The sequence below is a fragment of the Blastomonas aquatica genome, assembly GCF_014639875.1.
In the GTDB taxonomy this organism is placed as follows: Bacteria; Pseudomonadota; Alphaproteobacteria; order Sphingomonadales; family Sphingomonadaceae; genus Blastomonas; species Blastomonas aquatica.
Genome location: NZ_BMGD01000007.1, coordinates 88,672 through 114,685 on the forward strand (window position 1 = coordinate 88,672; position 26,014 = coordinate 114,685).

At 62.2% G+C, this 26,014-nt stretch carries 20 protein-coding genes and 1 tRNA gene; 12 read left to right on the forward strand and 9 right to left on the reverse strand.

From position 1 onward, the window contains the following. Window positions 1-37 precede the first annotated feature (37 nt). Window positions 38-1,231, reverse strand: a complete 1,194-nt coding sequence (locus tag IEW00_RS16710; protein ID WP_188515562.1) for a serine hydrolase domain-containing protein — start codon at window positions 1,229-1,231, stop codon at window positions 38-40. A 36-nt stretch (window positions 1,232-1,267) separates the two neighbouring features. Beyond that, window positions 1,268-1,873, reverse strand: a complete 606-nt coding sequence (locus IEW00_RS16715; protein WP_188515563.1) for a DUF3617 domain-containing protein — start codon at window positions 1,871-1,873, stop codon at window positions 1,268-1,270. A gap of 72 nt (window positions 1,874-1,945) precedes the next feature. Here IEW00_RS16715 and uvrB point away from each other — a divergent pair, with 72 nt between their 5' ends. The 6 genes from uvrB (at window position 1,946) to katG (ending at window position 7,782) form a co-directional block, all read left to right on the forward strand. Continuing rightward, window positions 1,946-4,126, forward strand: coding sequence for an excinuclease ABC subunit UvrB (uvrB, locus tag IEW00_RS16720; RefSeq protein ID WP_188515564.1), 2,181 nt, complete (start codon window positions 1,946-1,948; stop codon window positions 4,124-4,126). Window positions 4,127-4,224: 98 nt separating this feature from the next. Beyond that, the gene (locus IEW00_RS16725) at window positions 4,225-4,479 is read left to right on the forward strand and encodes a type II toxin-antitoxin system HicA family toxin (RefSeq protein WP_188515565.1); all 255 of its coding nucleotides are present in this window, start codon (window positions 4,225-4,227) and stop codon (window positions 4,477-4,479) included. Next, window positions 4,476-4,706 carry a type II toxin-antitoxin system HicB family antitoxin gene (locus IEW00_RS16730; protein ID WP_188515566.1) on the forward strand — a complete coding sequence of 77 codons (231 nt, stop codon included), beginning with the start codon at window positions 4,476-4,478 and terminating at the stop codon, window positions 4,704-4,706. The genes IEW00_RS16725 and IEW00_RS16730 overlap by 4 nt, the downstream gene beginning before the upstream one ends. 105 nt (window positions 4,707-4,811) lie before the next feature. Beyond that, entirely contained in the window at window positions 4,812-5,099 is a 288-nt protein-coding gene (locus tag IEW00_RS16735; protein ID WP_188515567.1) for a type II toxin-antitoxin system RelE/ParE family toxin, read from the forward strand. Then, window positions 5,068-5,388 carry a HigA family addiction module antitoxin gene (locus IEW00_RS16740; RefSeq protein ID WP_188515568.1) on the forward strand — a complete coding sequence of 107 codons (321 nt, stop codon included), beginning with the start codon at window positions 5,068-5,070 and terminating at the stop codon, window positions 5,386-5,388. The genes IEW00_RS16735 and IEW00_RS16740 overlap by 32 nt, the downstream gene beginning before the upstream one ends. Before the next feature lie 150 nt (window positions 5,389-5,538). Beyond that, entirely contained in the window at window positions 5,539-7,782 is a 2,244-nt protein-coding gene (katG, locus tag IEW00_RS16745; protein ID WP_188515569.1) for a catalase/peroxidase HPI, read from the forward strand. 98 nt (window positions 7,783-7,880) lie between these two features. Here katG and IEW00_RS16750 read toward each other — a convergent pair whose 3' ends face one another. From IEW00_RS16750 to IEW00_RS16770, 5 genes are all read right to left on the reverse strand, one after another. Further along, window positions 7,881-10,013 carry an AsmA family protein gene (locus tag IEW00_RS16750; RefSeq protein WP_188515570.1) on the reverse strand — a complete coding sequence of 711 codons (2,133 nt, stop codon included), beginning with the start codon at window positions 10,011-10,013 and terminating at the stop codon, window positions 7,881-7,883. Between the two features lie 162 nt (window positions 10,014-10,175). Continuing rightward, entirely contained in the window at window positions 10,176-13,619 is a 3,444-nt protein-coding gene (locus IEW00_RS16755) for a chromosome segregation SMC family protein (protein WP_188515589.1), read from the reverse strand. 112 nt (window positions 13,620-13,731) lie between these two features. After that, the gene (locus IEW00_RS16760; protein WP_188515571.1) at window positions 13,732-14,478 is read right to left on the reverse strand and encodes a thioredoxin domain-containing protein; all 747 of its coding nucleotides are present in this window, start codon (window positions 14,476-14,478) and stop codon (window positions 13,732-13,734) included. A gap of 77 nt (window positions 14,479-14,555) precedes the next feature. Further along, on the reverse strand, window positions 14,556-15,272 hold the full coding sequence (locus IEW00_RS16765; protein WP_188515572.1) for a thioredoxin domain-containing protein: 717 nt from the start codon (window positions 15,270-15,272) through the stop codon (window positions 14,556-14,558). After that, a complete protein-coding gene (locus tag IEW00_RS16770) occupies window positions 15,272-15,958 on the reverse strand; it encodes a DUF721 domain-containing protein (protein WP_188515573.1) in 687 nt (228 codons plus the stop codon). Before IEW00_RS16770 ends, IEW00_RS16765 begins: the two co-directional genes overlap by 1 nt. Before the next feature lie 14 nt (window positions 15,959-15,972). Between IEW00_RS16770 and IEW00_RS16775 the strand changes: the two genes are divergently transcribed. From IEW00_RS16775 to IEW00_RS16800, 6 genes are all read left to right on the forward strand, one after another. Beyond that, a complete protein-coding gene (locus tag IEW00_RS16775) occupies window positions 15,973-17,076 on the forward strand; it encodes an A/G-specific adenine glycosylase (protein WP_188515574.1) in 1,104 nt (367 codons plus the stop codon). A 43-nt stretch (window positions 17,077-17,119) separates the two neighbouring features. Beyond that, window positions 17,120-18,418, forward strand: coding sequence for a serine hydrolase domain-containing protein (locus IEW00_RS16780; protein WP_188515575.1), 1,299 nt, complete (start codon window positions 17,120-17,122; stop codon window positions 18,416-18,418). A gap of 26 nt (window positions 18,419-18,444) precedes the next feature. After that, on the forward strand, window positions 18,445-19,329 hold the full coding sequence (gene nudC, locus IEW00_RS16785) for an NAD(+) diphosphatase (protein WP_188515576.1): 885 nt from the start codon (window positions 18,445-18,447) through the stop codon (window positions 19,327-19,329). Between the two features lie 107 nt (window positions 19,330-19,436). Beyond that, window positions 19,437-19,510 (forward strand) — tRNA-Gly (locus IEW00_RS16790). A 166-nt stretch (window positions 19,511-19,676) separates the two neighbouring features. Beyond that, entirely contained in the window at window positions 19,677-20,927 is a 1,251-nt protein-coding gene (locus tag IEW00_RS16795; protein ID WP_188515577.1) for a tyrosine-type recombinase/integrase, read from the forward strand. 383 nt (window positions 20,928-21,310) lie between these two features. Next, entirely contained in the window at window positions 21,311-24,205 is a 2,895-nt protein-coding gene (locus tag IEW00_RS16800) for an SEC-C metal-binding domain-containing protein (protein WP_188515578.1), read from the forward strand. Between the two features lie 183 nt (window positions 24,206-24,388). Here IEW00_RS16800 and IEW00_RS16805 read toward each other — a convergent pair whose 3' ends face one another. Both IEW00_RS16805 and IEW00_RS16810 read right to left on the reverse strand, forming a co-directional pair. Continuing rightward, window positions 24,389-25,492, reverse strand: a complete 1,104-nt coding sequence (locus tag IEW00_RS16805; protein ID WP_188515579.1) for a hypothetical protein — start codon at window positions 25,490-25,492, stop codon at window positions 24,389-24,391. Between the two features lie 408 nt (window positions 25,493-25,900). Further along, on the reverse strand, window positions 25,901-26,014 hold a 114-nt coding region (locus IEW00_RS16810), incomplete at its 5' end, for a helix-turn-helix transcriptional regulator (protein WP_188515580.1).

Genomic DNA, 26,014 nt, shown 5'->3' on the forward strand with positions numbered 1-26,014 from the left:
TTGCTGCCCGTTGATTCGGGTTGCGGATTGCAACCTATCATGGGCATGCGTCAAGACAATGACCAACCGGGTAACCCTCGGCGATCCCGGTACTGATCCGGACCACGCCTCCGCCGCTAGCCCGGTCGACCCACAGTCCGGCGCGCAGGCCATAGGCCTCGCCGGGGTGGCCGATCCACACCCGGCCGTCGGCTTCTTCAATCCGCTGGACGCCGAGGCCAAACGCGGTGAAGTATCCCTTGTCATCATCGCCGTTGCTGCCGTCGAAGCGCCATTGCGGCCGGATCAGCTCGGCAAAGGATTCGGGTGTCAGTAGCCCGTCGCCGCCATTGAGCAGCATCTGCCCCAGCCGCGCCAGACCGCCTGCCGAAATCCGCAGGCCGCCCTGTGGTGAAAAGGCCGATCCGTTCTGGCCGGGCAGATAGGCATCCAGATCGCACCGGCCATCGCTGGTCGTGAGATAGGCGCATTGGTCGGGCTCGGTGACCCAGTCGTCGCGCGCGACGCTGCCATCGGGGCGGTAGAGCGTGATCGCGTCCTTTGCCGCACCGGTCTTGCAGCCCGACCAGTTGTAGCAGGCGGGGATCGCCAGCGGGTCGAACACCTCCTCGGTCATGATCCGGTCGAACCGGCGTCCGGTCGCGGCCTCCATCACGGCGGCGACCACCGGGTAATTGACATTGGCATAGCGGAAGAACGCGCCGGGGGCGTGCGCCGAGTCCCAGGCTTCGGGATCCGCAGTCAGATCCGCCAGCCTCGCGTCGAGCGGGATGAAATACCCCGCATCGTCCCTCAGCCCCGACTGGTGCGACAGCAGCATGCGCAGCGTGATCTTCTGCGTCGGGAAGCGGGGGTGGACCAGCCGCCAGCCGAGATACAGCGAGACGTCGCGATCGAGATCGAGCGCCTGCTTATCGACCAGCCGCATCACCGCGACGCCCACCGCCAGCTTGGAGATCGAAGCGACCCGCACCAGATCGTCCAGCGTCGCATCGCGCAGCGAGGGGCGGTGGGCAAGGCCGGAGACCTTCGACCGGCCCAGCTGGTCAGAGGTGAAGGTCAGCTCGATGCGGACGTTGTCATCGGTCTGGGCTGTGGCGGGTACGGCCGTCGAAATGCCAGCAAGCAGCGCTACGCATGCCCACCCCGTTTTCCGGCGAAAGCCGGAACCCAGGGCGTTTGCAGCATGACCTCGCCCTGGACTCCGGCTTCCGCCGGAAAACGAGGACACGCAATTACGCACGCAAAACTGCATTATCGACCGCAATCAGCCCTTGCATTCCCCGATCCGCTTAGCGCTGTTCTTCGCGGAGATCGTCATCGATCCGCTCTGAGGCGAGGCCATGACCATATTCATCTGCATGTCATAGCTGGTAGCGGTGTAGCTGCCGGTCAGCTTGATGTCGCCCTGCTGGCCTGCTTCCTTGCCCTTGCAGGCGATGTCGGCATCGATCTTGCCGCCGGACAGGTCGAACTTCTTGTAGCTGCATTCGTCGTTTTCGGCACCAGCGAGGAAATCCGCGCCCGGCTTTTCGGCCTCTTCCTTGGTCAGGCAGTTCTTGGTGGTCTGCACCTGGCCGACCATCTGCTTGACGATCGCGCCGGTCATGCCCTTGGCCTCGGGGGGCAGCTTGCTGTCGTCGAACTTGACGTCGACGATCTCGACCTTGTTTTCCCATTCGCCTGGGCTGAACTTGATCGACGCGGCTTCGGCGGCGACTTCGTCCTTGCTGATCTTGCCGTCGCCATCCTTGTCAGCGCCGCCGCCGCTGCAGGCGGCCAGCACCATCAGGGGGAGCGCCAGGATCGATACAGTCCGCAACACCTTCATCATCTCATCTCCAGCAACCGGTTCATCAATGCGCGACCGCATGTCCTGCCAACGATCCTTAAAGAGGCGCCCGAGCGATTGCAATTGCTCCCCACGCTGCGCATATCTTGCGGCATGGCAGAACTGGTAATCCGACGTGGGCTGGAAGAGCCGCAAACCGATGGCACCTTCGTGCCGCACAAGCCGCAGCGGCCCGAAAAGGCCGAGGGCGGGCGCGCGTTCAAGCTGGTCAGCGAATACACCCCCTCGGGCGACCAGCCGACCGCGATCAAGGAGCTGGTCGAAGGCATCCGCGCCCACGATCAGGATCAGGTGCTGCTCGGCGTCACCGGTTCCGGTAAAACTTTTACCATGGCCAAGATCATCGAGGCGACGCAGCGCCCGGCGCTGGTGCTTGCGCCCAACAAGATCCTCGCCGCGCAGCTTTATGGCGAGTTCAAGAGCTTCTTCCCCGAGAACGCTGTCGAGTATTTCGTAAGCTACTACGATTACTACCAGCCCGAGGCCTATGTGCCGCGCTCTGACACCTATATCGAGAAGGAAAGCTCAGTAAACGAGGCGATCGACCGGATGCGCCACTCGGCCACCCGCTCGCTGCTCGAGCGCGACGACGTGATCATCGTGGCGTCGGTATCGTGCATCTACGGCATCGGCTCGGTCGAGACCTATTCGGCGATGATCTTCGACATCAAGCAGGGCGAAAGCGTCGACCAGCGCGAACTGATCCGCAAGCTCGTCGCGCTGCAGTACAAGCGCAATGATGCGAGCTTTACCCGCGGGAACTTCCGCGTCCGCGGCGATACGCTCGAGCTTTTCCCGTCGCACTATGAGGACGTCGCCTGGCGCATCTCGTTCTTCGGCGACGAGGTCGAATCCGTCGTCGAATTCGATCCGCTCACCGGCAGGCCGGGCGATAAGCTAGAACGGGTGCGGGTCTATGCCAACTCGCACTATGTTACCCCCGGGCCGACGATGCAGCAGGCGGCTGCTGCCATCCGCTTCGAGCTGACCGAACGATTGAAGGAGCTCGAGATCGAAGGGCGGTTGCTCGAAGCGCAAAGGCTCGAGCAGCGCACCAATTTCGACCTCGAGATGATCGCCGCGACCGGCAGCTGCGCGGGGATCGAGAACTATTCGCGCTTTCTGACGGGTCGCCTGCCGGGCGAGCCGCCGCCGACCCTGTTCGAATATCTGCCCGAAAATTCGCTGCTGTTTCTCGACGAAAGCCACCAGACCGTGCCACAGATCGGTGCGATGGCACGCGGCGATCACCGCCGTAAACTCACATTGGCCGAATACGGTTTTCGTCTGCCGAGCTGCATCGACAACCGCCCGTTGCGCTTCAACGAATGGGACGCGATGCGCCCGCAGACTGTCAGCGTCTCGGCAACGCCGGGCAACTGGGAGATGGAGCAGACCGGCGGCGTGTTCACCGAACAGGTCATCCGCCCCACCGGGCTGATCGACCCGCCGGTCGAGATCAAGCCGGTCGAGGAGCAGGTCGATGACCTGATCAACGAGTGCAAGAAGGTCGCGGCGCAAGGCTACCGCACGCTGGTCACCACGCTGACCAAGCGGATGGCCGAGGATCTGACCGAATATATGCACGAGGCTGGGATCCGGGTGCGATACATGCACTCGGACGTCGAAACCTTGGAGCGCATCGAACTGATCCGCGATTTGCGGCTGGGCGTCTATGACGTCCTGATAGGGATCAATCTGCTGCGCGAAGGGCTCGACATTCCCGAATGCGGGCTGGTCGCGATCCTCGACGCGGACAAGGAAGGCTTCCTGCGCTCGGAAACTTCGCTGATCCAGACCATCGGGCGCGCCGCGCGCAACGTCGAGGGCCGCGTGATCCTGTATGCCGACCGGATCACGGGCAGCATGGAGCGCGCGCTCAACGAGACCGACCGCAGGCGTGAAAAGCAGGTCGCCTACAACACCGAGCACGGCATCACGCCCACAACGATCAAGCGCAACATCGGCGACATCATTGCGCATGTCGCCAGCAAGGACAGCGTGCTGGTCGACACCGGCTATGCCGAGCGTCCGCACATGGTCGGCCACAATCTGCGCGGCTATATCGAAGACCTCGAAAAGAAGATGCGCGCGGCTGCCGCCGACCTCGAGTTCGAGGAAGCCGGAAGGTTGCGTGACGAAATCCGCAAGCTCGAAGCCGAGGAACTCGGGTTGCCGCATGAACAGCGGGTGGCGTCGCCCAAGGGCAGGGCGACCGAAGGCAAACCGGGCACGCGCAAGATGCGGTATGGAAAGACGCAACGGAAGTTTTGAATCAAGTGCGATGTTGTCTTCTTTTGGGGATAAGTTTTTTGCACGAAAGACCTTTAAGCGTTTATTAGACCTGTTGGGTTCATTCCAACGAGGTCTTCATGGTCAAGCCAGCCAAACTGTACCAGCAACTTCTGGCCTCGCGCGCAGGGGCAATCTCGTTTCGCGATTTCGTCCGATTGCTCGAAGCGTTTGGCTTCGTCCACGACCGAACCGTTGGCAGTCACCGCCAGTATGTGCATCCCAAGGTGCCGCGGTCGCTCCCCGTTCAGCCGGTCGGCAAGGATGCCAAGAAATATCAGGTCCGCGAGTTGCTTGATATCGTGGAGGCTTATGGCTTACATATCGAGGAATGAGCGAGCCCCGGTATCATATCAATCTGTTCTGGTCGTCCGAGGACGATTGCTGGATCGCCGACGTGCCGGACCTCAAGCCGTGTTCCGCCCATGGCGATACCCGCGAAGAAGCGGTCCGGAATATTCAGGATGCGATCGAGGGGTGGTTAGCCGTTGCTCAGGATCGAGGTTTTCCGATTCCCGAACCCAAGTATCGCCCGGCCATTTACGCAGTTCGCGCAGCTTGAGAGGCGGGATTATAATCGGTTGAAGGTCAGGCTTCGGCGCCAAAAAAGCCCAATGGCTTGGCAAAGCAAATTTCCGCATAAGATTGGCTTTACTAGGAAGCCAACATGATACGTTCATTTGCCTATGCGGAAACGGAGATGGTCTGGCAACGCAAGCCTAGCCGAAAACTGCCGCCCGATATTCAGCCAACGGCACTACGCAAGCTGCTGCAACTCGACTCTATCGAGCAACTTCAAGACCTGAGGGTGCCACGCGGCAACTGGTTTGAGCAGTTGAAAGGTTATCAACCGTTGCGATATAGTGTGCGGATCAACGACCAGTGGCGATTGACGTTCAACTGGTCCGACGGAGGCGCGCACGATGTCCGGATCGAGGACTATCACAGAGGATGACAAGCGGCTGGACAATGTCCATGTCGGCGACATCCTGCGTGAAGATTTTCTGATCGGGACCGAAATTCCGGTTGAAGATGTTGCGGCTGGTTCCGGTATTGACGCCCACGAGATCATCGCGATCATGGAGCGCCGGAAGGATGTGGATGCGCGTATCGATCTGCGGCTTGCCCGGTATTTCGGAATGTCGGACGGATTTTTCCTGAGGCTTCAAAACCACTGGGATATGGAGGAAGTCCTTCGTAGCGAGGGAGCAGAACTCGACCGGATCGTTCAGCGAGCAGCCTGACGGCTCCACAGGGCGCGCTACCCGCTTCAACAGCCTTCTGATCTAGTTTGCCACTCACATATATCAGGAAAATCGGTTTTCTAAATCAGGCTTTATGGGCTTAACCTCCAGTGAACGGCGAATTCGCCGGTTTCTCAGGAGCCATAACCCATGAATCGCACATCTGTTTCCGTCTTTGCCTTGCTCGCCTTCAGTATGTCCGCGCCAGCTGCGCTGGCCAATGCCGAAAGCGCGCCCACCGTCACCGACGCCCCCGCGCGGTCGGCCGCGTTGACCAACCAGGATTGGTGGCCCGAGCGGCTTGATCTGTCCCCGCTGCGCCAGCATGCCGCTGAATCGAACCCGATGGGGGACGACTTTGACTATGCCAAGGAGTTCCAGACCCTCGACGTGGCTGCGGTCAAGAAGGACATCGAGGAACTGATGACCACCTCGCAGGATTGGTGGCCGGCAGACTATGGCCATTATGGTCCATTCTTCATCCGCATGGCGTGGCATAGCGCGGGTACCTATCGCGTCGCCGATGGCCGCGGTGGTGCAGGCGGTGGCCAGCAGCGGTTCGAGCCGCTCAACAGCTGGCCCGACAACGCCAACCTCGATCGCGCGCGCCGTCTGCTGTGGCCAATCAAGCAAAAGTATGGCCGCAAGATCTCGTGGGCCGATCTGATGGTGCTGACCGGCAACGTTGCGCTTGAATCGATGGGCTTCAAGACCTTTGGTTTTGCAGGCGGCCGCACCGATGACTGGGAAGCCGACAAGGTCTATTGGGGCCGCGAGAAGAAGTTCCTCGCTGCCGATCGCTATCATGGCGAGCGCCAGCTCGAAAAGCCGCTGGCCGCGGTCCAGATGGGCCTGATCTACGTCAACCCCGAAGGCCCCAACGGCAAGCCAGACCCGCTGGCCGCCGCTGCTGATATTCGCGAGACGTTCGGCCGCATGGCGATGAACGACGAGGAAACCGTGGCGCTGATCGCCGGCGGTCACACCTTCGGCAAGGCGCATGGCGCGCACAAGCCCGAAGAGTGCATCGGCGTCGACCCCGCAGGCTCGCCGACCGAGCAGCAGGGCATCGGCTGGGTCAACAAGTGCGGCACCGGCAAGGGCGTGGATACTGTCACCAGCGGGCTTGAAGGCGCATGGTCGGTCAACCCGATCGCCTGGACCAGCCAGTATTTCGACAATCTGTATTCCTTCGACTGGGTGCAGACCCGCAGCCCGGCCGGCGCAATTCAGTGGATTCCCAGCGACAAGAACGCCGCCAACATGGTCCCCGATGCGCATGACAAGACCAAGCGTCACGCGCCGATCATGTTCACCACCGATCTTTCAATGAAGATGGACCCGGAATACGGCAAGGTTTCCGAACGCTTCCACAAGGATCCCGATGCGTTTGCCGATGCCTTTGCCCGCGCGTGGTTCAAGCTGACCCACCGCGACATGGGTCCGCGGACCCGCTATCTGGGGGCCGATGCGCCCAAGGTCGATCTGATCTGGCAGGATCCGGTGCCTGCTGTGACACACAAGCTGGTCGATGCGAACGATGTCGCATCGCTCAAGTCGCAGGTGCTCGCCAGCGGCCTGACCGGGCCCGAACTGATCCGCACGGCATGGGCGGCTGCTGCCAGCTATCGCGATACCGACATGCGCGGTGGCACCAATGGCGGCCGCGTGCGTCTGGCTCCGCAAAAGGACTGGGCGGTGAACAATCCGGCGGAAATCACCAAGGTGGTGAGCAGGCTGGAAACCGTGCAGGCATCGTTCAACAAGGCACAGAAGGGCGGCAAGCAGATCTCGCTCGCCGATCTGATCGTGCTGGCAGGCTCGGCTGCGATCGAGCAGGCCGCAGCATCGGCCGGAAACCGCATCACCGTGCCGTTCACCCCGGGACGCGGCGATGCCAGCCAGGCGCAGACCGATGTGAGCTCGTTCGCGCAGCTTGAACCCACTGCCGATGGCTTCCGCAACTATTACGATGCGGCAAGTCCGATGGCGCCCGTGGACATGCTGGTGGACCGGGCCAACATGCTCAGCCTCACTGTGCCGGAGATGACCGTACTGGTGGGCGGCCTGCGTGCGCTGGATGCCAACACCGGCGGCGCCAAGCATGGCGTGTTCACCGCGACGCCGGGCCAGCTTAACAACGCGTTCTTCGTCAACCTGCTTGATATGAACAACAAGTGGGCGAAGTCGGCGAGCAATGCAGGGCTGTATGAAGGGCGCGACGTCAAGTCGAACACGTTCAAGTGGACCGCAACTCCGGTCGATCTTATTTTCGGATCGAACTCCGAACTGCGGGCCGTGGCGGAGGTTTATGCTGCGAGCGACGGTGATACCAAGTTCGCGCAGGACTTTGTTGCGGCATGGACCAAGGTGATGAACCTCGGCCTGAACTGAGCCTACAATAACTGACAAACATCGGCGGCGCAGGGTTTCCCTTGCGCCGCCGTTTTTGTGTCCGTGCCCGGTGCGCCAGGCTCCGGAATGTCAGCGCGTCAGAAGATACCCAGGAATTTCTTGCGCTTGGGCTCTGCGTCATCGGCCTTGGCGCTTTTGCCCTTGCCGACATCCTCGCGCGGCTTGCCCTTTGTGGTGCGCTGATCTGCCGCCCGTGCGCCTTGTAACACCGGCCCGCAGGCTGCGGATTGGGCGTCGCCTATATCGACGAACGCCAGCAGCGCCGCCGGAGGCGCGGCGAGTGCCGCCAGCCCCAGGCCGATGCCCGCCCGGCCCAACAGTTCGGGACTGATCACGTTCAACTTGGCTTCCGAGAAATAGCCGCCGATCTGCACGGGTGACTGGGCGGACAACAGGCTGAATTTCTTGCTGTCCGCGCGGAAGGCCATGTCCATCTGCTCGGTATCGAAGCTGAAACCGCCGCGACCCACCATCACGTTCTTGGTCGTGTCGAACAGGATCGGGTCAGCGGCGGCCGCGCCCTTGCGCACGGTGAAAGCGACCAGTCCGCAATTGATCTGGACCGGGTCCTTCAGCTTGTCCTCGAACATCCTCTGCACAAACGTCCCGAAATCGAGTTCGGACAGCTGGACGTTGCGCGTCGAGAATGTGCCCTTGGGAATCACGAAGGCGATGCGGCCTGATGATGTTCCCAGCGAATCGTGCAGCGCATCGCCGGTGCCGGTGAGCTGGATCCGCCCCTTGACCGTGCCATTGGTGCCTGCTTCGGCCACGCCAAAGCCACTGAGCAGCTGCGCCATCGGGGTTGATCCCAGCCGGATGTCATATTTTGTGACCGCCGGACGGCGGCGCCAGTCGATGGCAATCTCGGATGTCACCTTGCCGCGCGCCATGGTCAGATTGAGCGGCGCCAGATTGAGCATTCCATCGTCCAGATCGACGGTCACCGATATATCGCTGATCGGGATCGCTTCCGAACGCAGGCGACCAGCGCGATAGCGGACATCGGCATCAAACACGCGCAATCCTTCGGCGCGCAGACTGGCATTGGGTAGCAACCGTGCCGGAGCTGCGCCGCTTGCTGCCGCTGCAGCCTTGACACCTCGTGTAGCGACGACATCGGGATTGTAACCGATAAAGGGCGAGACATCGATGATGTCGAGCGTCTTGGTCGCAAGGTCGGCATCGATGTGCACCCGCTCCCTGCCCATATCGACCGTGAACTTGCCCGCGATGTCGCTTGCGCCAAATGTGCCGGTCATGTCCGTGAAGCGATAGAACCGCCCCTGTTTCACGAGCTGCGCCTTGAGCTGGTACTTGCGTGTTTGCGGAATGACGACGCCGATGATGGCCATCAACTCGGCGGCGTTGCGCCCGCGCGCCTTGGTGTCCAGCGGAACACCTTCAATGTCGGCCAAGCTGGGCAAAGTGCCTGATATGTCGATGATGTTGTTTGCAGCGCGTGCCTGCATCTCGAGCTTGTTCTGCCCGCGTTGAACGGTAGCATTGGGAGAGAGCAGGGCACCTGTTAGCGTGAACGGGGTCTCTCGCAGTGTGCCATCGCCCGTGAAGCGGACCGCTTCGCCGATCTTCGCGTCGTTCGACACGACGGAAGCAAAATCCAGGTCGGTGAGCAATTGCAGGACGGGATCGCGGTACCGCAATGTCGTATCGCGCAACGAGGCCTGGTCGATGGTGGGAAGCTCAAGCGGCTTGGCATCGCCGCTGCTGTCGAAGGTCCAGGTGTTGGCGGTGCGCTGGGCATTCCACTCCAGATCGACTGCGCTATCGGTCAGACTGAGCCAGTAAAGCCGCCAGTTGCCGAGCAGCAGCGGCAGTGGCGCGATCCGGGTGTCGACCTTGCCTGCGGTGAACAAATAGGGCCGCGTCGCCCATTCGGGGTTCGATACCGTCAAGCCTTCGGCGAGGAACTTGATCTTGAATGGCGCAAAGTAAAGCTGGAAATCGCCCTTTACCGCAACTTCGCGTTCGGTCAGCGAGGATGCGATCGCTTCGACCGGCGCTTTGAGGAACCGGCCCTTGGTGACAAACAGGATCAACCACACCGCAAACAGGGTGCCCAGCACGCCGATGGCGATGTTGCGCGCGATGCGGAGCCTGCGCTTGCGGCGATCAACATCAGGATCGTTCGATGCGGGGAGGTCGATGGGGGGGAGGGTTTCGGGCGCTTCGTGCGAAGTTGGGTTCATAATTGCGCCTAACACGATTGGCTTAGAGCTCTGCTCTTTTTTCCAGGCAGGAAAGGGTCGCGGCTCATGATCTAACACCCCAAACGCCGATTCGTTGCCCACAGGATGGGCACACCATGAAGTTTCGCGCTTACGGGTGCACGCCAAAATCTGCGCGCCAACTCACTCCGCCGCGAGCAGATCCACCGCGCCGCCCAGATCGACAGAGACCAATCGGCTCACCCCCTGTTCGATCATCGTCACCCCGAACAGCCGGTGCATGCGGCTCATCGTTACCGCGTTGTGGGTGACGATGAGGTAGCGGGTGTCGGTGACCACCGCCATGTGGTCGAGCAGGTCGCAGAAGCGGTCGATGTTGGCATCGTCGAGCGGCGCATCGACCTCGTCGAGCACGCAGATCGGCGCGGGGTTGGTGAGGAACAGCCCGAAGATCAGAGCGACCGCAGTCAATGCCTGCTCGCCGCCCGATAGCAGCGTGAGCGAGGACAGGCGCTTGCCGGGGGGCTGCGCCATGATCTCGAGCCCCGCCTCGAGTGGGTCGTCGCTGTCGATCAGCTCCAGATGCGCCTTACCGCCGTTGAACAGCCGCGCGAACAGCTCGCGGAAATGCCCGTCGACCGCCGCGAAAGCTGCGAGCAGACGTTGTCTTCCTTCCCGGTTGAGCGCGCCAATCGAGCCGCGCAGCCGCCCGATCGCCTCGACCAGCTCGTCATGCTCGGAGCGGATCGTCGCCATGTCGGTCTCGAGCGTCGCCAGCTCATCGGCGGCGATCAGGTTGACCGCGCCCAGCCGTTCGCGCGCCTGGGTCAGTCGCTCGTGCTCGGCCGCCTCTGCCTCGGCGGTGGTGATGGATTCGGGATCGAACCCAAAGCGTTCGGGCAGAACCGGGGGCGGGCACTCGAAGCGTTCGCCGCAGCCTTGCGCTAATTCGATACGTCGCTGGTCCTGATGCTCGGCGCGCGCGGTTGCGCCGGCGCGCGTCTCGCGGGCAAGAGCGAGCGCTTCGGATGTGGCAGCGGCGGTGCGTTCGGCTTCGGCCAGCGCCGTCTCGGTTCGGGCTGCATCGGCTTGCGCCGCCGCCTGTGCCGCCTGCGCCTCGTGCGCCGATTGCCCTATCGCGGCGATCTGCCTGCCTAGCGCCTCGGGCTTGTGGGCGATCGCATCGCGTTCGACCGTGAGTTCGCTCGCGCGCAGCTGCATGTCGCGTAGCCGCTGTGCCGCTTCGCCCGAGCGTCCCTGCCAACCCTTGATCTCGGCGCGCACCGTCGCGCGGCGTTCGCGCAGCGCCGCCAGCGCCTGCGCCTGCGCAGCAAGCGCGGCATGGGCGGACCGCAGCGCGTGTTGCGCCATCTGGGTGCGCTCGGCGAGCAGCGTCACCTGTTCGCGCTGGGCCGCGCCATCGGGCAGAGAGACGCGAGCCTGCTGCGCTGCGCTGCGCTCCGCATGGGCGGTTGCCATATCCTGCGACAGGCGCTCGATCCGTTCGTTGATATCGTCCCGGCGTTCGGCATCGCGGGTCAACGCGTGTTCGGCCTGGTCGCGATCGCGCAGCGCCTGGCGTTCGGCAACCTCTGCGGCGTTGAGCGCGGATGTCCCGGACGCAATCCGCGCCTGCACGTCTGCGAGCCGCTGCTGGCTTTCGACCAGCGTTGTCTCGGCCGCATCGAGCCGCGCCTGAAGCGCTGGCCTTGCCGCTTCGAGCTCGATCAGCCGGGTGCGGCGTTCGAGACGCTCGGCCGCGCTTGCGCCGTCGCCTGAAGACACGAAGCCATCCCAGCGTCGCATCCGCCCATCGCGGGTGACCAATCGCATGCCGGGAACCAGCAAATGATCGTCATCGCAATCGGCGACCATGATCAGCGCCAGCCGCGCCGCCAGCGCATCGGGCGCACGGACGTGATCGTTCAGCCAGACGCAGCCTTGGGGCAAAGCTGGACGATCCGTCGGCGTGTCGCCTCCGGTCCAGAAGCGGCCATCGCCCTGTGCTGCGCCGATCACGGCGCTCAGATCATCGCCCAATGCAGCGGCGAGCGCCTTTTCGAAGCCCCTGTCGGCCTGCACATGATCGAGCGCGCGGGTGACGCTGCCCGATCGTTTGGCAAGATCGCGCGCCAATGCCTCGATCTCGCGTGCCATCGCGTTGAGTTCGGCGCGAAGGGTCGCGAGATCGGATTGCGCACTATCGCGTGCCCGGACCAGCGCATCGCGGCCCGATTGCGCTTCGGCTAATATGGCCGCTGCAGCCTCGCGTGCAGCTGTCGTGCGCGCGCACTGCGCCAGCGCTTCATCGCGCAGGCGTTCGAGCGCCGCAGCGTCGCCAAGCCCTGCAAGCTGACCGCGAGTGCGCTCCAGCTCATCGACGGCGCGGCGTTCGCGGGTCTGCGCGGTAGCGAGCGCGGCGTCGGCGACCTTGATATCGGCATCGGTACGCGCGAGGTCGGCGCGTGCTTCGGCCAGCGCAACCTCCGCCTCGCGCGCCGCGCGGTCGGCGCTGTCCTGCGCGTTGATCAGCGCCGGTCCGCGCGCATCTTCGGCAGTGAAGTCTGCGTGCACCCGCGCGTTCTCCGCCTCCAGCCGCTCGAGCGCGGCGGTGGCATCATGCGTCAGCCGGTCCTCGCGCGCGCTGTCTTCGGCTATGCGCGCCTGCTGGCGATCGAGATCGGCGAGACGTTGTGCGGCCGCGGTGCGCTCGGCGTTCAGCGTTGTCAGCTGGTGCGCGAGCGACTGGTTGCTTTCACGCGCCGATTGCAAGGCTGCACGCGCCAGGGCCACAGCCTCGATCGCTGCGCGCTGCTGGTCCTGCGCGCTGGTCTGCGCGTCCTGTGCAGCCGTCACACGCGCTTCAGCCGCAGCGGCGTCCGCACGCGCCAGCTTCGCCTGGTCCGCAGCCGTCCTCCAGCGCGCGAACAGCGCCCGCGCCTCGGCCAGCGCGATCTCGCGGCTCAGCGCGCGATAACGCTCGGCGGCACGTGCCTGCTTGGTCAGCGTCGCGGCGCGCGCCTCCATGTCGCCCAGCACCTGCAGCAGCCGCTCCAGATTGGCCTCGGTCGCGCGCAGTTTCTGCTCGGCGTCCTTGCGGCGGACGTGCAGGCCCGCGATCCCGGCGGCTTCCTCGAGCATTTGGCGGCGTTCGGATGGCCGGGCGGAGATGACTGCTGCGATCCGGCCCTGGCTGACCAGCGCAGGGCTGTGCGCGCCGGTGGCGGCATCGGCAAACAGCAAGGCGATATCCTTGGCGCGGACATCGCGGCCATTGGCGCGATAGGCGCTGCCCGCGCCGCGCTCGATCCGGCGGACGACTTCAAGCTCGCCGTCCTCGACGGAAACCGCTGCCAGCACCGGCTGGCTGACCTCGGTGAGCAGCGAGACTTCGGCGAAATTGCGCGAGGGCCGGGTGGCGGTCCCGGCAAAGATCACGTCTTCCATGCCGCCGCCGCGCATCGACTTGGCCGAGCTTTCGCCCATCACCCAGCGGATCGCCTCGAGCAGATTGGATTTGCCGCAGCCATTGGGCCCGACGATGCCGGTCAGCCCGGGTTCGATCCGCAGTTCGGCAGGTTCGACGAAGCTCTTGAAGCCGCTGAGCTTGAGCCGCTTGAACCGCATTGGGGCGCTGATCAGCGCAGGCGCGGTAGTGGGGAGGTCGCTGACCTGCTCTCCGGATGTTGCCATCTGGCTGTGCGCGTCAGCGATCCCCCCCTTTTGGTCCATTGAGCGGTCAGCGCGCTCCCATCGCCTGGATTTCGGTTTCCAGCGCCGGCCAGCCGGTGAATTCGACCTGGCGACCATTCAGGAAAAAGGTCGGCGTACCCTGGATATTGTCCTCACGCGTCGCCTTGCCGGTGGCATCGGCCAGCGCGCGCGCGGCATCGATATCGGTCAGGCACTGGTTGGACTGATCTCGCGAAATACCGCGCTGGGCGAAGAAATCGGTCAGGCCGGTGCCCTCGGCCAGCGCGACATAACGCTGGTTGTCGGGCAGCGCGAGCACCTGATCAAAGCGCTGCTGGCCCATCGCCTGGGCGTTGGTGAAGATATCCGCCTGGTTGGCGAGCACTTGCTCGGTCAGCGCGAAATAGCTTTCCTGGGGTCCGCAACGGGTCAGCATCGACGCGGTGAGATCGAGCGGTTCGCGCACGAAATTGCGCAGCTCGAAGCTCACGCGGCCGCTGGCGACATATTTGTCGCGGATCGTGGCAAACGCGGTTTCGGCAAAGTCCGCGCAATGGCCGCAGGTGAGCGAGGCATATTCGACCAGCTTGATTGGCGCTTCGGGGTTGCCCAGCACGAAATAGCCGTCCGGTGTCTTGGTGACGGTTTCCGCCCAGTTCTGGCCGGCAGGTGCCGGGATCGCGGCGATCGGTTCGCCCGAGGCGGCGCCCTCGGCGGTGGTATCTGCGCCGCCACCGCACGCTGCAAGCGACAGCAGCAGGGGCAGGGCGATCAGGCTGGCAATACGCTTCATAAAGGCTTGGTCCTTTTTGTTCAAAATCCGCGTCGTTCAAATTCCGCTGAGATCAGATAACCGTGGTGGATCGCGCTCTAGCGGCTGGCCAGCAGCGGTTCCAGACTTTTCCAGTCGTACACGTCGGCGAGCAATTTGCCGCCCAAAGTGAAGCTCGGCGTGCCCTGGACCTTAACGGTGTCAGTGGCGAACTTGGTCATTGCCAGAACCTTGTTCTGTTCGGCCTTGTTGGCGAGGCAGACGTTGATTTGCGCATCGGTGGCGAGCGGCGAATGGCGGCGCAGCTCGTCATAAAGGCCAAGGTCGCTGGCGATGCGCTTGAGCCGGGTGTTGGTGTCACCCTCGTACCACGCAGCTTGGCCTTCTCGGCCCAGGCTGCCCGCCTTGCCCAGCCAGGTCTTCTGGCTGGCGAGCAGACCCTTGTGCCGTCGAAAGAAGCTGCGCGGTTCGCCGCAGCGCGCCAGCAACGCAACCGTCAGATCGACCGGGTCCCGGATGAAATTGCGCACCTCGAGGCTGGTCTTGCCGCTGGCAAGGAACCCAGTGGCGAGCGCGGGGTTCGAATCCTGCTCGAAAGCCGCGCAATGCGGGCAAGTATAGCTCATATACTCGATGATTTTCTGCGGCGCGGCGGTGTTGCCCAGGACATGGCCACCCACCTGCGACTGGGTAACCTTTTCTGTCCAGGCAGGCGTGTCGCTCTGGGCGGTCCCGGCGGCAGGCAACAGCGTGGCGAAGCCTGCCGTCATGGCAAGCGCGGCAAAAGCGATCAGGGGGCGCAGGGGCGCAGTCATCAATGGGCCTCGTCGGATGGTAGGGGTGGCAGCGCAAACAAGCGCACGGGTTTGAGATTGTCGCTTTTCAGCTGAACCGGGGCTGCACGGGCAGGGGCCATGGCGGCGGCTTCGCGTGCTTCCTTCTCGGCCATGCTGCGAGCGAGCGATTCGAGTACGGTCTGCAGCTCGGGATCGCCGATCGGTTTGAGGCCATCGGCAGGCGTGATCGCGATCGGCTTGAGCGACGGCGCGGTGACGGCGCGGGGTTCGGGCCGCAGCGGGCGGGCGAGCGCGCCGTGGCGGTACTTCACCCGTGCCACCGCTTCATAGCCGAAGAAGCGGTTCACCCGGGTGATGATCTCGGGCTCGGCATGCTGCATGAAGATCGCGGTCGCGCTGGTGACCACCAGATGCAGCGTGCCTTCGCCCTTCTTGCCGCGCGGGAATGCGATCGATTCGGGACTGGCCATAGCGGCATAGCGGGGCCCTGCAATCTCGGCCCAGCGGCTGACCAGCGAGCTTTGCACGAAGCCGAAGCGGCGAAAGCTGGTCTCACCGATCGCCGGGATCAGGTCGGCGATGCCGCGCGCCTCGCCGCCCCGCATCTTCGCGGGGCGCGCCGGTGCCTGCGCGGTCTTCTTGCGCGGCTTGACGGCTGCCTTGGTGGCTTGGGGCTTATCGCGTTCCATATCTCCGCCGACCATGGCATAGCCTGGCCATGCCCGTCGAGTGTCGCGAGAAAATTGTGGATGAGCGCGCGCCTTCGCCGATCGCGGCTGCGTTGCTCGATCATTACGATACGCACGCCCGGACGCTTGCCTGGCGGGTCCCGCCGCAGCAGCGCAAGGCAGGCGTCCTGCCCGATCCCTACCGCGTCTGGCTGTCCGAGGTGATGCTGCAGCAGACCACGGTCGCTGCCGTCACCGGCTTTTTCAACGCGTTCACCTCGCGCTGGCCGACGGTCGAGGCGCTGGCGGCGGCGCCGGCGGAAGACGTGCTCGCAGCTTGGGCGGGGCTGGGCTATTATGCGCGGGCGCGTAACCTGATCGCGTGCGCTCGTGCAGTCGCCCTCGATCATGCAGGGCGTTTCCCCGATACCGAGGCGGGCTTGCGCCTTCTGCCGGGCATCGGCGACTACACCGCAGCCTCGGTCGCAGCGATCGCCTTCAACCGTCCTGCGGCGGTGGTCGATGCCAATGTCGAACGGGTGACCGCGCGGCTGTTCGCGATTGAAACTCCGCTGCCTGGGGCACGCCCACAGATCCGTCAAAAGGTCGCACACATGCTGCCGCCGGACCGTCCCGGAGATTATGCGCAGGCGATGATGGACCTCGGCGCGACCGTCTGCACCCCGCGCAACCCTTCCTGCCTGCTGTGCCCGGTCGCCGAATTTTGCGAGGCGCGCGTTTGCGGCATCGCCGAATCATTGCCGGTCAAGCCGCCCAAAAAGGCTAGGCCGCAGCGCACCGGAACCGCATACTGGATCGAGCTGGATGGCCAGGTTCTACTGGTCCAGCGCGAAGGCAAGGGCATGCTGGGCGGGATGCGTGCGCTCCCCGATGACGGTTGGTCGGCACGCCGAAACGGCAATGCGATCGAGCCCGTTGCGGGCCAGTGGACGCAGGTTGGTGCAGCGGTGGCCCATGTCTTCACACATTTTTCGCTTACACTGTCATTGGCACTTTATCGTGGCCCCCAAATCGATAAGGTTGCCATTGAAAACCTGAGTGGTGCCTGCTGGTGGCCGGTTGAACGGATCGAGGAGGCAGGATTGCCCACGCTGTTCGCCAAGGCCGCGCGCATCGCCATTCAGCATCGATAAAGTCGCTCCCTCCAAAGGGACCAGAGTTCACAGGAGTATATGCATGTCCAAGGTCCTCAACCAGATGCCCAATCTCAGCCGCCGTCATGTGCTTGGCTCGGCCGGGCTGCTCGGCCTGTTCGCGGCGATGCCGGGCTATGCGCAGGCGATGGCCACCGGCGATTTTGCGCTGATCCGCAGCCAGGTTGAAGACTATGTGTCGTCGAAAAAGGTCGCCGGAATGCTCGTGTCGCTGGGCTTTGGCGCGCAGGACGCGGCTCTGATCGGCGCGGGCAATCTGGCGCTCGACATTCCCACGCCGGTTGGTGCCGATTCGCTGTGGCGGGTCTATTCGATGACCAAGCCGATCATGGGCATGGCCGCGATGATCCTGATCGAACAGGGCAAGCTCGGGCTTGACCAGCCGATTGCCGAGTTCATCCCCGAGTTCGCGCAGATGAAGGTGCTGACCGATCCTGCCAACAGCCTGGATTCGGTTGCCGCCAAGACGATGATCACCCCGCGCCAGCTGATGACCCACACTGCGGGCCTGGGCTACAACATCGTCACCAAGGGGCCGCTGCTTGAGGAATATAACAAGCTCGGCATCAACCCCGCCGCAGTCAGCAAGACCCCTATCCCCGGCTTCCCGATGCCTGCGCCGACCCCGTCGATCGACGAGTTCGCGCGCCGGGTCGCTTCGCTGCCGCTGATCGCCGAGCCGGGCAGTATCTGGAGCTATTCGATCGGCCTCGATCTTCTGGGCTATGTCATCCAGGTCGCCAGCGGCATGGAATTGGGATCGTTCGTGCAGCAGAACCTGTTCGGCCCGCTCGGCATGACCAGTAGCTTTTGGACCGTACCGCAGAGCGAAGTATCGCGGCTCAGTACCAATTACGCGCCTTTCGCCGGTGCCTTGATCCCGATCGACCCTGCGCAGGACAGCATCTTCACCACCCAGCCCGCGTTTCCGTTCGGCGGCGCAGGGCTTGTCACCAGCGCGCGCGATTACGACCGCTTCCTCGCCATGCTGGTCGGCAAGGGCCAGTTGAATGGCACCCGCGTCATGTCAGAGCGTACCGCGCTGATGGGCATGTCCAACCTGCTGCCCGACACCGCCGTCACCAAGGGAACCTGGGTGGAAGATCAGGGCTTTGGCGCGGGTGGCCGGGTCGGGCTTGGCAATGCCAAGGGCCCGGCAGGCACTTATGGCTGGGGCGGCGCTGCCGGAACCGTGGCGTTCGTCGACCATATCCGCGGCATCCGCGCATCGGGATATACCCAGTACATGCCGGCGGAGAGCTATCCCTTCCAGCGCGAATTCCCCAAGATGATTTACGATCAGCTGCAGGCGATGGGCTAACCGGAAAACGGGAAGGGGCCCAGATTATGACGTTGTCGCTGATTTCTCCGGCGCTGACCGGGGGTCTGATCGATCGTGCCGATCAGGTCCGGGTCGATTCCGACCGGCTTGCCAGCTACATGAACTGGAAGGCCAGGCTGCTGACGCTCAACGGGCTCGAGCCCGAAGTCAGCATCGAGGGACGTTTGGTCTGGCGCAGCCTTGCCGATGCCGCGCCCGACAGCGAGCTGATCTTTCTGGGGCTGCTCGACGACAAGGCCCATTTTGCCGAGTTGAAGTGCAGCGAGCCCGGCTCAAGCCTGCAGTACAATCCGCGCGTCTGGCAGATGCTCGCCAGCCTGCCCGCTGACGAACTCGCGCTCTATGGCGGCGCGCGGACGCTGGTGGACTGGCACGCAAGGCACCGCTTCTGCTCGCTGTGCGGCGCGGCCAGTGCAATGTCCAAGGGCGGCTGGGCGCGGACATGTTCGAGCTGCGCGGCCGAGCATTATCCGCGGGTCGATCCAGTGACGATCATGCTGTCGGAATTCAAGGGAAAGGTGCTGCTGGGGCGTCAGCCGCGCTTTCCGCTGCGCCGCTTTTCGGCGCTGGCAGGCTTTGTCGAGCCCGGCGAGGGGGTCGAGGAAGCGGTCGCGCGCGAGCTCTGGGAAGAGGCGGGCATCCGCGTGCGCAACGTGCGCTATGTCGCGAGCCAGCCCTGGCCGTTCCCGTCATCGCTGATGATCGCGTGCACCAGCGAGGCATTGAGCGACGAATTGACGCTCGACACCACCGAGATCGAGGAGGCTGCGTGGTTCAGCGCTGCGGAAGTCCGCGCGGCGATGGCGGGTGACGAGACCGCTCCCTTCATCGCCCCGCCACCGTTCGCGATCGCGCACGATCTGCTCAAACACTGGCTCGACGCGCAATAGGTACGCACGCAAAGCGGTCGGCGGAGCGTTTTGCCTGCAACCAGATGTTGACGCTCCCGGCACCAAGTGGCATGAGCGCGTTCGCATCGCTCACGCGGCGCATGCGTGCGGGTATAGCTTAGTGGTAAAGCTCCAGCCTTCCAAGCTGGCTATGAGGGTTCGATTCCCTCTACCCGCTCCAAGGCCTCTCGCAGGAGGTCCGAAAACGTCGCGTAAGCAGCTGTTTTTCAGCGCTTTTTTGTGATATGCTTTCCCAGCAGTTCCAGTAATGTTCCCCTGCACATCGTCCATTTGATGGGGTTTTTGATGGACCTGCAGCCAAACTTGCTGGCGAAAGGTCCATCACAATGGCGGGAAGTGCTAGAAAACCGGGGCTTACAGCGGCATCAGTCGCTCGCGCGAAGCCCAAAACCATCGATTACAAGCTGTCGGATCGGGACGGGATGTACCTCCTGGTGAAGCCCAGCGGCACGAAATACTGGCGGATGAACTACCGTCACTTCGGTAGGCAGCGCACGGTGTCGTTTGGCCGATATCCGGAAGTCAGTTTGGCGGATGCCAGGCAGCGCCTCATTGAGGCCCGACGACTTATCGCTGACGGCATCGATCCGGTCGATCAGGCCAAGCTGGACAAGATAGCCGACAGCGTTGCGGCGTCTAACTCCTTTGAGTTGGTGGCAGCCGAATGGCTAGAGAAGGTCAGGCTCGAAGACAGAGCCGCTGCATCGATCAAGAAGTATGAGTGGCAACTTGGTCTGGTGACGCCCACCATCGGGCGGCGACCCATCTCGAAGATCACTGCCCATGAGGTTCTGGTTGCCCTCAAGAAGATCGAGCGAACCAAACGGTACTACACGGCAACCAGCGTCAGGACGACCTGCAGTCAAGTTTTCCGATTTGCCATCGCGACTGCGCGGGCCGAGCGCGACGTGTGCGCTGATCTTCGTGGGGCGCTGGTGACGCCCAAGGTTTTGCACCGCGCTGCGATCACCACGCCGAACGAAGCAGGGGCTTTGCTGCGATCAATTGATGACTACGAGGGCGACGTTCTCACCCGTATTGCCATGCAGCTCCTCGCCCACGTTTTTGTCCGCCCCGGCGAGCTTCGTCATGCCGAATGGGCGGAGTTCGATTTTGGCCGAAAGGTATGGACGATCCCTGCGCACAAGATGAAGATGCGCAGACCCCACGCCGTGCCCTTGTCGCGCCAAGCTTTGGACATCTTGCGCCAGATTGAGCACGACGCGGCCTACAGCGTCTATCTTTTTCCATCATTGCGGTCAGTCAATCGACCGATGTCGGACAACACCATCAACGGCGCGCTGCGCAGAATGGGTTACACCAAGAACGAAATGACCGCGCACGGCTTCCGCGCCATGGCAGCCACACTACTCAATGAGATGGGAACCTGGAATAGTGACGCCATTGAGCGGCAACTTGCCCACGTCGAAGCCAATGCCGTTCGGAGAGCCTATACACGCGGGCAATATTGGGAAGAGAGAGTGCGCATGATGCAGCATTGGTCCGACTATCTTGAACAGCTCAAGGGCGGGGCAACGGTTTTGCGTCCGAAGTTTCCACAGGCAGCTCGTGGCTGATGTCTGGAATTGGGCCGTTAGCTGAATGGCGGGTTTTGGGTAGCGAGTGTTGGAAATCGACCGTGCGATTTGCCACTCGGCAACGCTAATGGCCTTCAGCGTTGTTAATGTGGGCGCCGGTTTTCAGATGAAACGCAGCATTCGGGTCGCGCTACCGGCTGCTTGGCTTTGCGCTCCATTCCGGTCGTAGCTCGGAAAGAAACCGCTGCGAAACCAGCCGCTACCAGAGGGTCTGGCGCGTCAATCGAGGGCCCGGTCCGGGGCTGAGACAAAATCGCCGTTCGATAACAAAAATATCGAGAGACAACATTGCAATACGGTTGTGACAGGAGCCAAATTCTCGGCTATTCACCAAATACCATCTGTTCGATCGCGAGGTTCGCTTGGCCGAAAACCCAGACTCCGCGAATTCCAGCGGCGAATATTCTTCAGTTGATGGCCCTGCGGTCATTGATGAAAAGCAGCTCATTCGGATCGAGGCCGTTCATCGGGGCCTCCTTTACCAGCACCTATATGGTGCGATGTGCCTGCTCTTGGCTGGAGCCGCCCGCGTTCAACAAATCGTTGTTGAAGGCGACGAGGATGTTGAGGTCGTGCTGCACGATCGGCGGATATATGTGCAGATAAAGACGCGTATTGGAAAACTCGCTGCGGGTGACATTTCCGGCGCGCTGGAGCGATTTAACGACATTCGGGCGAAACACGCCAATGGCGACCGTCCTGGCGTTCCGAGCTTTGTGATCGTGTCGAATGCTGCGCTGAATGGCCCGTTGGAAAAGCAGCTAGCATCCGCGGATTGGCCGAAGGACGTCAAACTGCACTGGTCGGACGGACCTGAACTAAAGGAAGAGTGCCTGCCTCACCCGCCTCGCGATCTCGCTGATGCGGTCTCGAAATGCTCTGAGCTCGCAAGTCAACTTCCCTACGCGCTGCTCCGGCCAGAAACACTGACATGGAAGCTATCCAGTCAGGTGATGTTGGCATCAGCAGGATCTCCACCGCGGAAGAGTCATAGCTTTTCATCGGCTGAGCTCCCTGAGCTCTTCGAGCAGTTGATCGTCCAGATGCAGGAGATGCCTGCGCCCCCTACGGTCTATCGCGCGCAGATCAACGAACCAGCATTGCTGGCAGAACAGCCTGTCCGGATCATCGTGGGACTTTCGGGTGCCGGTAAGACTGCATGGGTCGCGGAGGCGGCGCAGCATACCCCCCTGCCTGTCACCTACATTGACGTCGTAGAGATGCCCGGCCCCGCGCTTGCCTCTGCCATAGCGCGTGAAGTCGCAGGCAGCATGTATGGACGCTCGACCGGCAAGCTCGGCGAAATTCTGCTGCCGGGCGCAAGTGGCCTCGACATGCTGGGAACCCTGAGCGTCACGCTCGGAAAAGAGGGTCTGCATGCCAATGTTGTCATCGACAATGCTCACCGAATCCCGGCAACAGACATCGAGGCGATCGTCAGTCGCGCGCCGAACATGCGCCTGCTCCTCCTTTGCCAGCCGAGCTCGGAAGTTGCGGCGCTCGAGGCGCGGTTTAGCATCCAGGCGGAGGCGCTCAGCGGATGGGATGAAGATACAATCGCAGCGGCAACGCATAATGCGGGCTGCATCGCGAACTTTGCGGACTGCCAACGCTTTTCGCGTTTGACCGGTGGCCTGCCCTTCTATGTGGTCAACGCAGCTGCCGTCGCTGCACGTGACTATGGCGGATCGATAGAAAGCTTCTGCGAGGATGTAGAAGCTCAGACCCACATCGTTGAGACGGCGCAGGAGATCATTTTGCGGAGGGCCTTCGAAGGCTTTTCTACCGACGTTCGGGAAAGCGTTGCCGTGCTCAGTGTTGCCGATGTTGCGCTATCCAAGGATGAGGCAACCAAGTTGTTGCAGGGTGCTTGCGGTCTCGAACTGAAAGGAGCGGCCGCGCGATTGCGATCTCTGCCCTCGACCGGCGCACTCGAGCTGATCGGCATGACGGGTCTCAAAATACACGATGCTATGCGGATGCTTGGCAGGGCCGAGCTCACCACGCGCGGAGCTGACCTTGAGAAAAAGGCTCGAGAGGTACTTCGCGGCATCATAATGCGTTCGATCCGTGAGGACTGGAGCATTGGGAAGCTCAACCTTCTAATTCGTCTGTTCGGTCAGCTGGGCGACGCGATGATACTTGTTCAGTTCGCGACAGACGAGCTTTTTCACGAAATGGGCGTCTGGCCTGAAATCGAACCTTATCTTCTGGCGATTGCAGCTGACGAGGCAGCTGAGGCTGGAATCCGGCTCTGGGCGCTCGATGGCCTGGTGTTCAATGACCTACGAACCGGGCAAACCGAGACAGGCGAGACCCGTATCGATGCGATGAAGGCTCTTCTCGACGAACATGATCTTGGTGAGGACGAATGGCTTGCTTGGGGCATGAAGCGAATGCTGCTCAAGTCGATGGTCGGTGACGCCGAAGGGGTCGACGAGATGCTGGGACTCGTGCAAGAGCGCATCCCAGCCAAGGCCGAGCACATGCGCGTCTTCCGGTACAACCGCGCGGTCGCCTTTTTCAAGTTGGGGGACAACACGACGGCCATAGCCGAAGCGGCCCAATTGGTCGAAGAATATTATGATGTCCTTGGCTTGACGCCTGAGGATGTCATAGGCCGTAATCCTCCTCAGCTCCGGCCCTTTCTGCCCAAAGACCGCGATAATACCGACCAGCTGAAACATCTGGCGGACACACTCGATCTCCTCGCCCAAGCGGCAGGCAAGAAGAGCCAGCGCTCCACCATGGCCCGTATCCACGCCATGAAATTCTACGAACTTGCCCAAGCTTACTCATCCTTCACTCGCGTCGGGATGGATTTGGTTGACGAACTTGTATGGGTGAATGATTTTGAGTCCGCTCGGTATGCCATCGAGCGGAATATCTTCCCGGTAGTCCAGGCGATCGGCCTTACGTCCGATGTGCTCGAGCTCAGGGCGCTCTACGCTGTGGTTCTCGCCTATTGTGGCGATCATCAAGCGGCAGCGAATGAGGTGCGGCGCCTTGCCCCCTATGAGCAGGCGATGGCTCCCGGGCATCGTGAGGCCTTCCAAGATCAGAAGCAGATCATCGAAAACGTCCGACGCTATGGTGGCCCACCACAACGCCGCGTGGATATACCCGCCTCGCTCCAGGCACTTTTCGACCAGCGGAGCGGTGTGAGGCCTACCATAGAACCGCGCAAGAAAGTCGGCCGGAATGAACGCTGCCCTTGCGGTTCAGGCCAGAAATACAAGCGGTGTCACGGTCGCTAGGAGTTCGATCAGAGCAGCCCGCATTAAGACCTGTAACACGTTTAAGCTGCCCTAGGCATGACGCGTTGCGGAAGTTTCGGCGCGGCTAGATGCTTTTTTCGGCCGAGATAACTGCGGTCTCGTTGCGATAATCGTTGGCGAGCAATGCGGTCGCAATTCGCTCTACCACAAACACGAGATGAGTCAGCTCAGATAGGCGTTCGTAGGGATTTTTATAACGCACTCCTCGCCCCAGCCGCAATAGTGCTTCAAAATGAGCGGCCGCGCTGTCAGCCACATGTCAAACAGGGCTTGCCGGTAGGCGTGCGGGACCTCGGAATAGCCCTGGACGCCAGGGAAGAAGGGGGAGATGCCTTCCTTTTCGCGATACCGGATATGGCAGTACATCGTCGCGGTCAGCACCGCGTGATTGACGACGGCCTCGAAGTCCTCGCGCTTAGCCATCCATGGAGCGGTTTTGCTGACGTTGGGGTGTAACATCAGGAGGCCAAGGTTTCGCAGCAGGATGCGCAGGCGAAATGAGGGATCGGGGTGGCTACCGTTCACGTCGGCGGAATAGACTCGGTCATCCGTTCCGTAGAAGCGCTCGAACATGCAGGTCAGCCCGGCGGCCAGTGTCCACAGTGAATGCGCCGGGATGACGCCGCCATTAGCTGCCATGATTAGGCCGACGATATTGTTGGTGGCCTCGTGGTCCGCGGCGAGTTCGCAGACATGGCTGAGTGCCGCACTCGCACCGGTGAGAAGAGCGCCCTTGCTGTCCCGCATCTCGTCGATCTTATTGTCGGCGTTCGCCCAACTGGCCTTCAGCGTCGCCGCGACCACGCCGTGATTTTGGAACAGGTGCGACTGTTCGTGGAGGTACAGCCAAGCCAGTACGCTGTTCATGATTCGCGTGGTCGCCTCTTCAGGCGCCAGCTCAACCGGAAGCACGCACCGTGTCCCGTCGCCATAGGCGAGCGGCTCGTACATCATGGCATATTGATCCGTATTGAAATGCTGGACGCAAAACTGCGGCAGGACGACTGCGTCGCGGTATATCTCGACCGCCGCATCGTAGCTTATCACAATCCTGTCGACCGGAGCGTCGCCGCCGGTCGTCTCGGCCCATGCGTCGAAGCCGGGAGCGTTCGTCCAAGCATACTTGAGGGTCCTTGCGGTGCCCGCATATTTTGCGTCGGAGAAGAGCGACTTGGTCTTGCCGATCACCTCATCGGCACGGTGCGCAACGTATTGGAGGTTTACAAGGCGGGCTTCGTCGGCAAGCACTTCGGCGTCGGTCGGCATGGAATGGTCGTCTCCGGTGAGCGGCGACGCCGCCGTGGCAAAGCTTCTTTGTTTAATTGCTATAAGCTCTCGTTATGCCAATGCTGGCGGCCTTGAGGTATCCCTCATTTTTTAATGACGATCAAAAGGCCAGCTTGGAGCGCTTTCGGACGGCAAGCTGCCCGACTGTTTTTGTCCTAACGTTGGCAGTTTACCACGTTGATCATTCCTGCCCGACCGAATGACCGCTTTCGGGCTCGCCGCTGGCTTCGTTGAATGACCGTTTATAGGGCGCAATGCTGACTGGCGGCTTACCGAACTGATCGTGTTCTGCAATGCTTTCGCGCGCAAGGTAGGATGAGCCCTTGTCAGTTCTGATGGTTCGGACAAACCTCCAGCACGTTCTTGACCTCGATCGGGTCGGCCCGCTCAGTCGGCAACCTCATAGAACATCGGGTTCCGCAGCCAGTCCTCGATAGCCGATTCCCGCCACCCGCAGCATCGCTCGGCGAGCTTGACCTGCTTCGGAAAAGTGCCTGCTTG

What these genes read in the sequence shown, in the direction of transcription:
- IEW00_RS16715 (WP_188515563.1), bottom strand. Translation starts at nt 1,873, where the DNA reads ATGCGGTCGCGCATTGATGAACCGGTTGCTGGAGATGAGATGATGAAG.
- uvrB (WP_188515564.1), top strand. Translation starts at nt 1,946, where the DNA reads ATGGCAGAACTGGTAATCCGACGTGGGCTGGAAGAGCCGCAAACCGAT.
- IEW00_RS16725 (WP_188515565.1), top strand. Translation starts at nt 4,225, where the DNA reads ATGGTCAAGCCAGCCAAACTGTACCAGCAACTTCTGGCCTCGCGCGCA.
- IEW00_RS16730 (WP_188515566.1), top strand. Translation starts at nt 4,476, where the DNA reads ATGAGCGAGCCCCGGTATCATATCAATCTGTTCTGGTCGTCCGAGGAC.
- IEW00_RS16735 (WP_188515567.1), top strand. Translation starts at nt 4,812, where the DNA reads ATGATACGTTCATTTGCCTATGCGGAAACGGAGATGGTCTGGCAACGC.
- IEW00_RS16740 (WP_188515568.1), top strand. Translation starts at nt 5,068, where the DNA reads ATGTCCGGATCGAGGACTATCACAGAGGATGACAAGCGGCTGGACAAT.
- katG (WP_188515569.1), top strand. Translation starts at nt 5,539, where the DNA reads ATGAATCGCACATCTGTTTCCGTCTTTGCCTTGCTCGCCTTCAGTATG.
- IEW00_RS16750 (WP_188515570.1), bottom strand. Translation starts at nt 10,013, where the DNA reads ATGAACCCAACTTCGCACGAAGCGCCCGAAACCCTCCCCCCCATCGAC.
- IEW00_RS16755 (WP_188515589.1), bottom strand. Translation starts at nt 13,619, where the DNA reads ATGCGGTTCAAGCGGCTCAAGCTCAGCGGCTTCAAGAGCTTCGTCGAA.
- IEW00_RS16760 (WP_188515571.1), bottom strand. Translation starts at nt 14,478, where the DNA reads ATGAAGCGTATTGCCAGCCTGATCGCCCTGCCCCTGCTGCTGTCGCTT.
- IEW00_RS16765 (WP_188515572.1), bottom strand. Translation starts at nt 15,272, where the DNA reads ATGACTGCGCCCCTGCGCCCCCTGATCGCTTTTGCCGCGCTTGCCATG.
- IEW00_RS16770 (WP_188515573.1), bottom strand. Translation starts at nt 15,958, where the DNA reads ATGGTCGGCGGAGATATGGAACGCGATAAGCCCCAAGCCACCAAGGCA.
- IEW00_RS16775 (WP_188515574.1), top strand. Translation starts at nt 15,973, where the DNA reads ATGCCCGTCGAGTGTCGCGAGAAAATTGTGGATGAGCGCGCGCCTTCG.
- IEW00_RS16780 (WP_188515575.1), top strand. Translation starts at nt 17,120, where the DNA reads ATGTCCAAGGTCCTCAACCAGATGCCCAATCTCAGCCGCCGTCATGTG.
- nudC (WP_188515576.1), top strand. Translation starts at nt 18,445, where the DNA reads ATGACGTTGTCGCTGATTTCTCCGGCGCTGACCGGGGGTCTGATCGAT.
- IEW00_RS16795 (WP_188515577.1), top strand. Translation starts at nt 19,677, where the DNA reads ATGGCGGGAAGTGCTAGAAAACCGGGGCTTACAGCGGCATCAGTCGCT.
- IEW00_RS16805 (WP_188515579.1), bottom strand. Translation starts at nt 25,492, where the DNA reads ATGCCGACCGACGCCGAAGTGCTTGCCGACGAAGCCCGCCTTGTAAAC.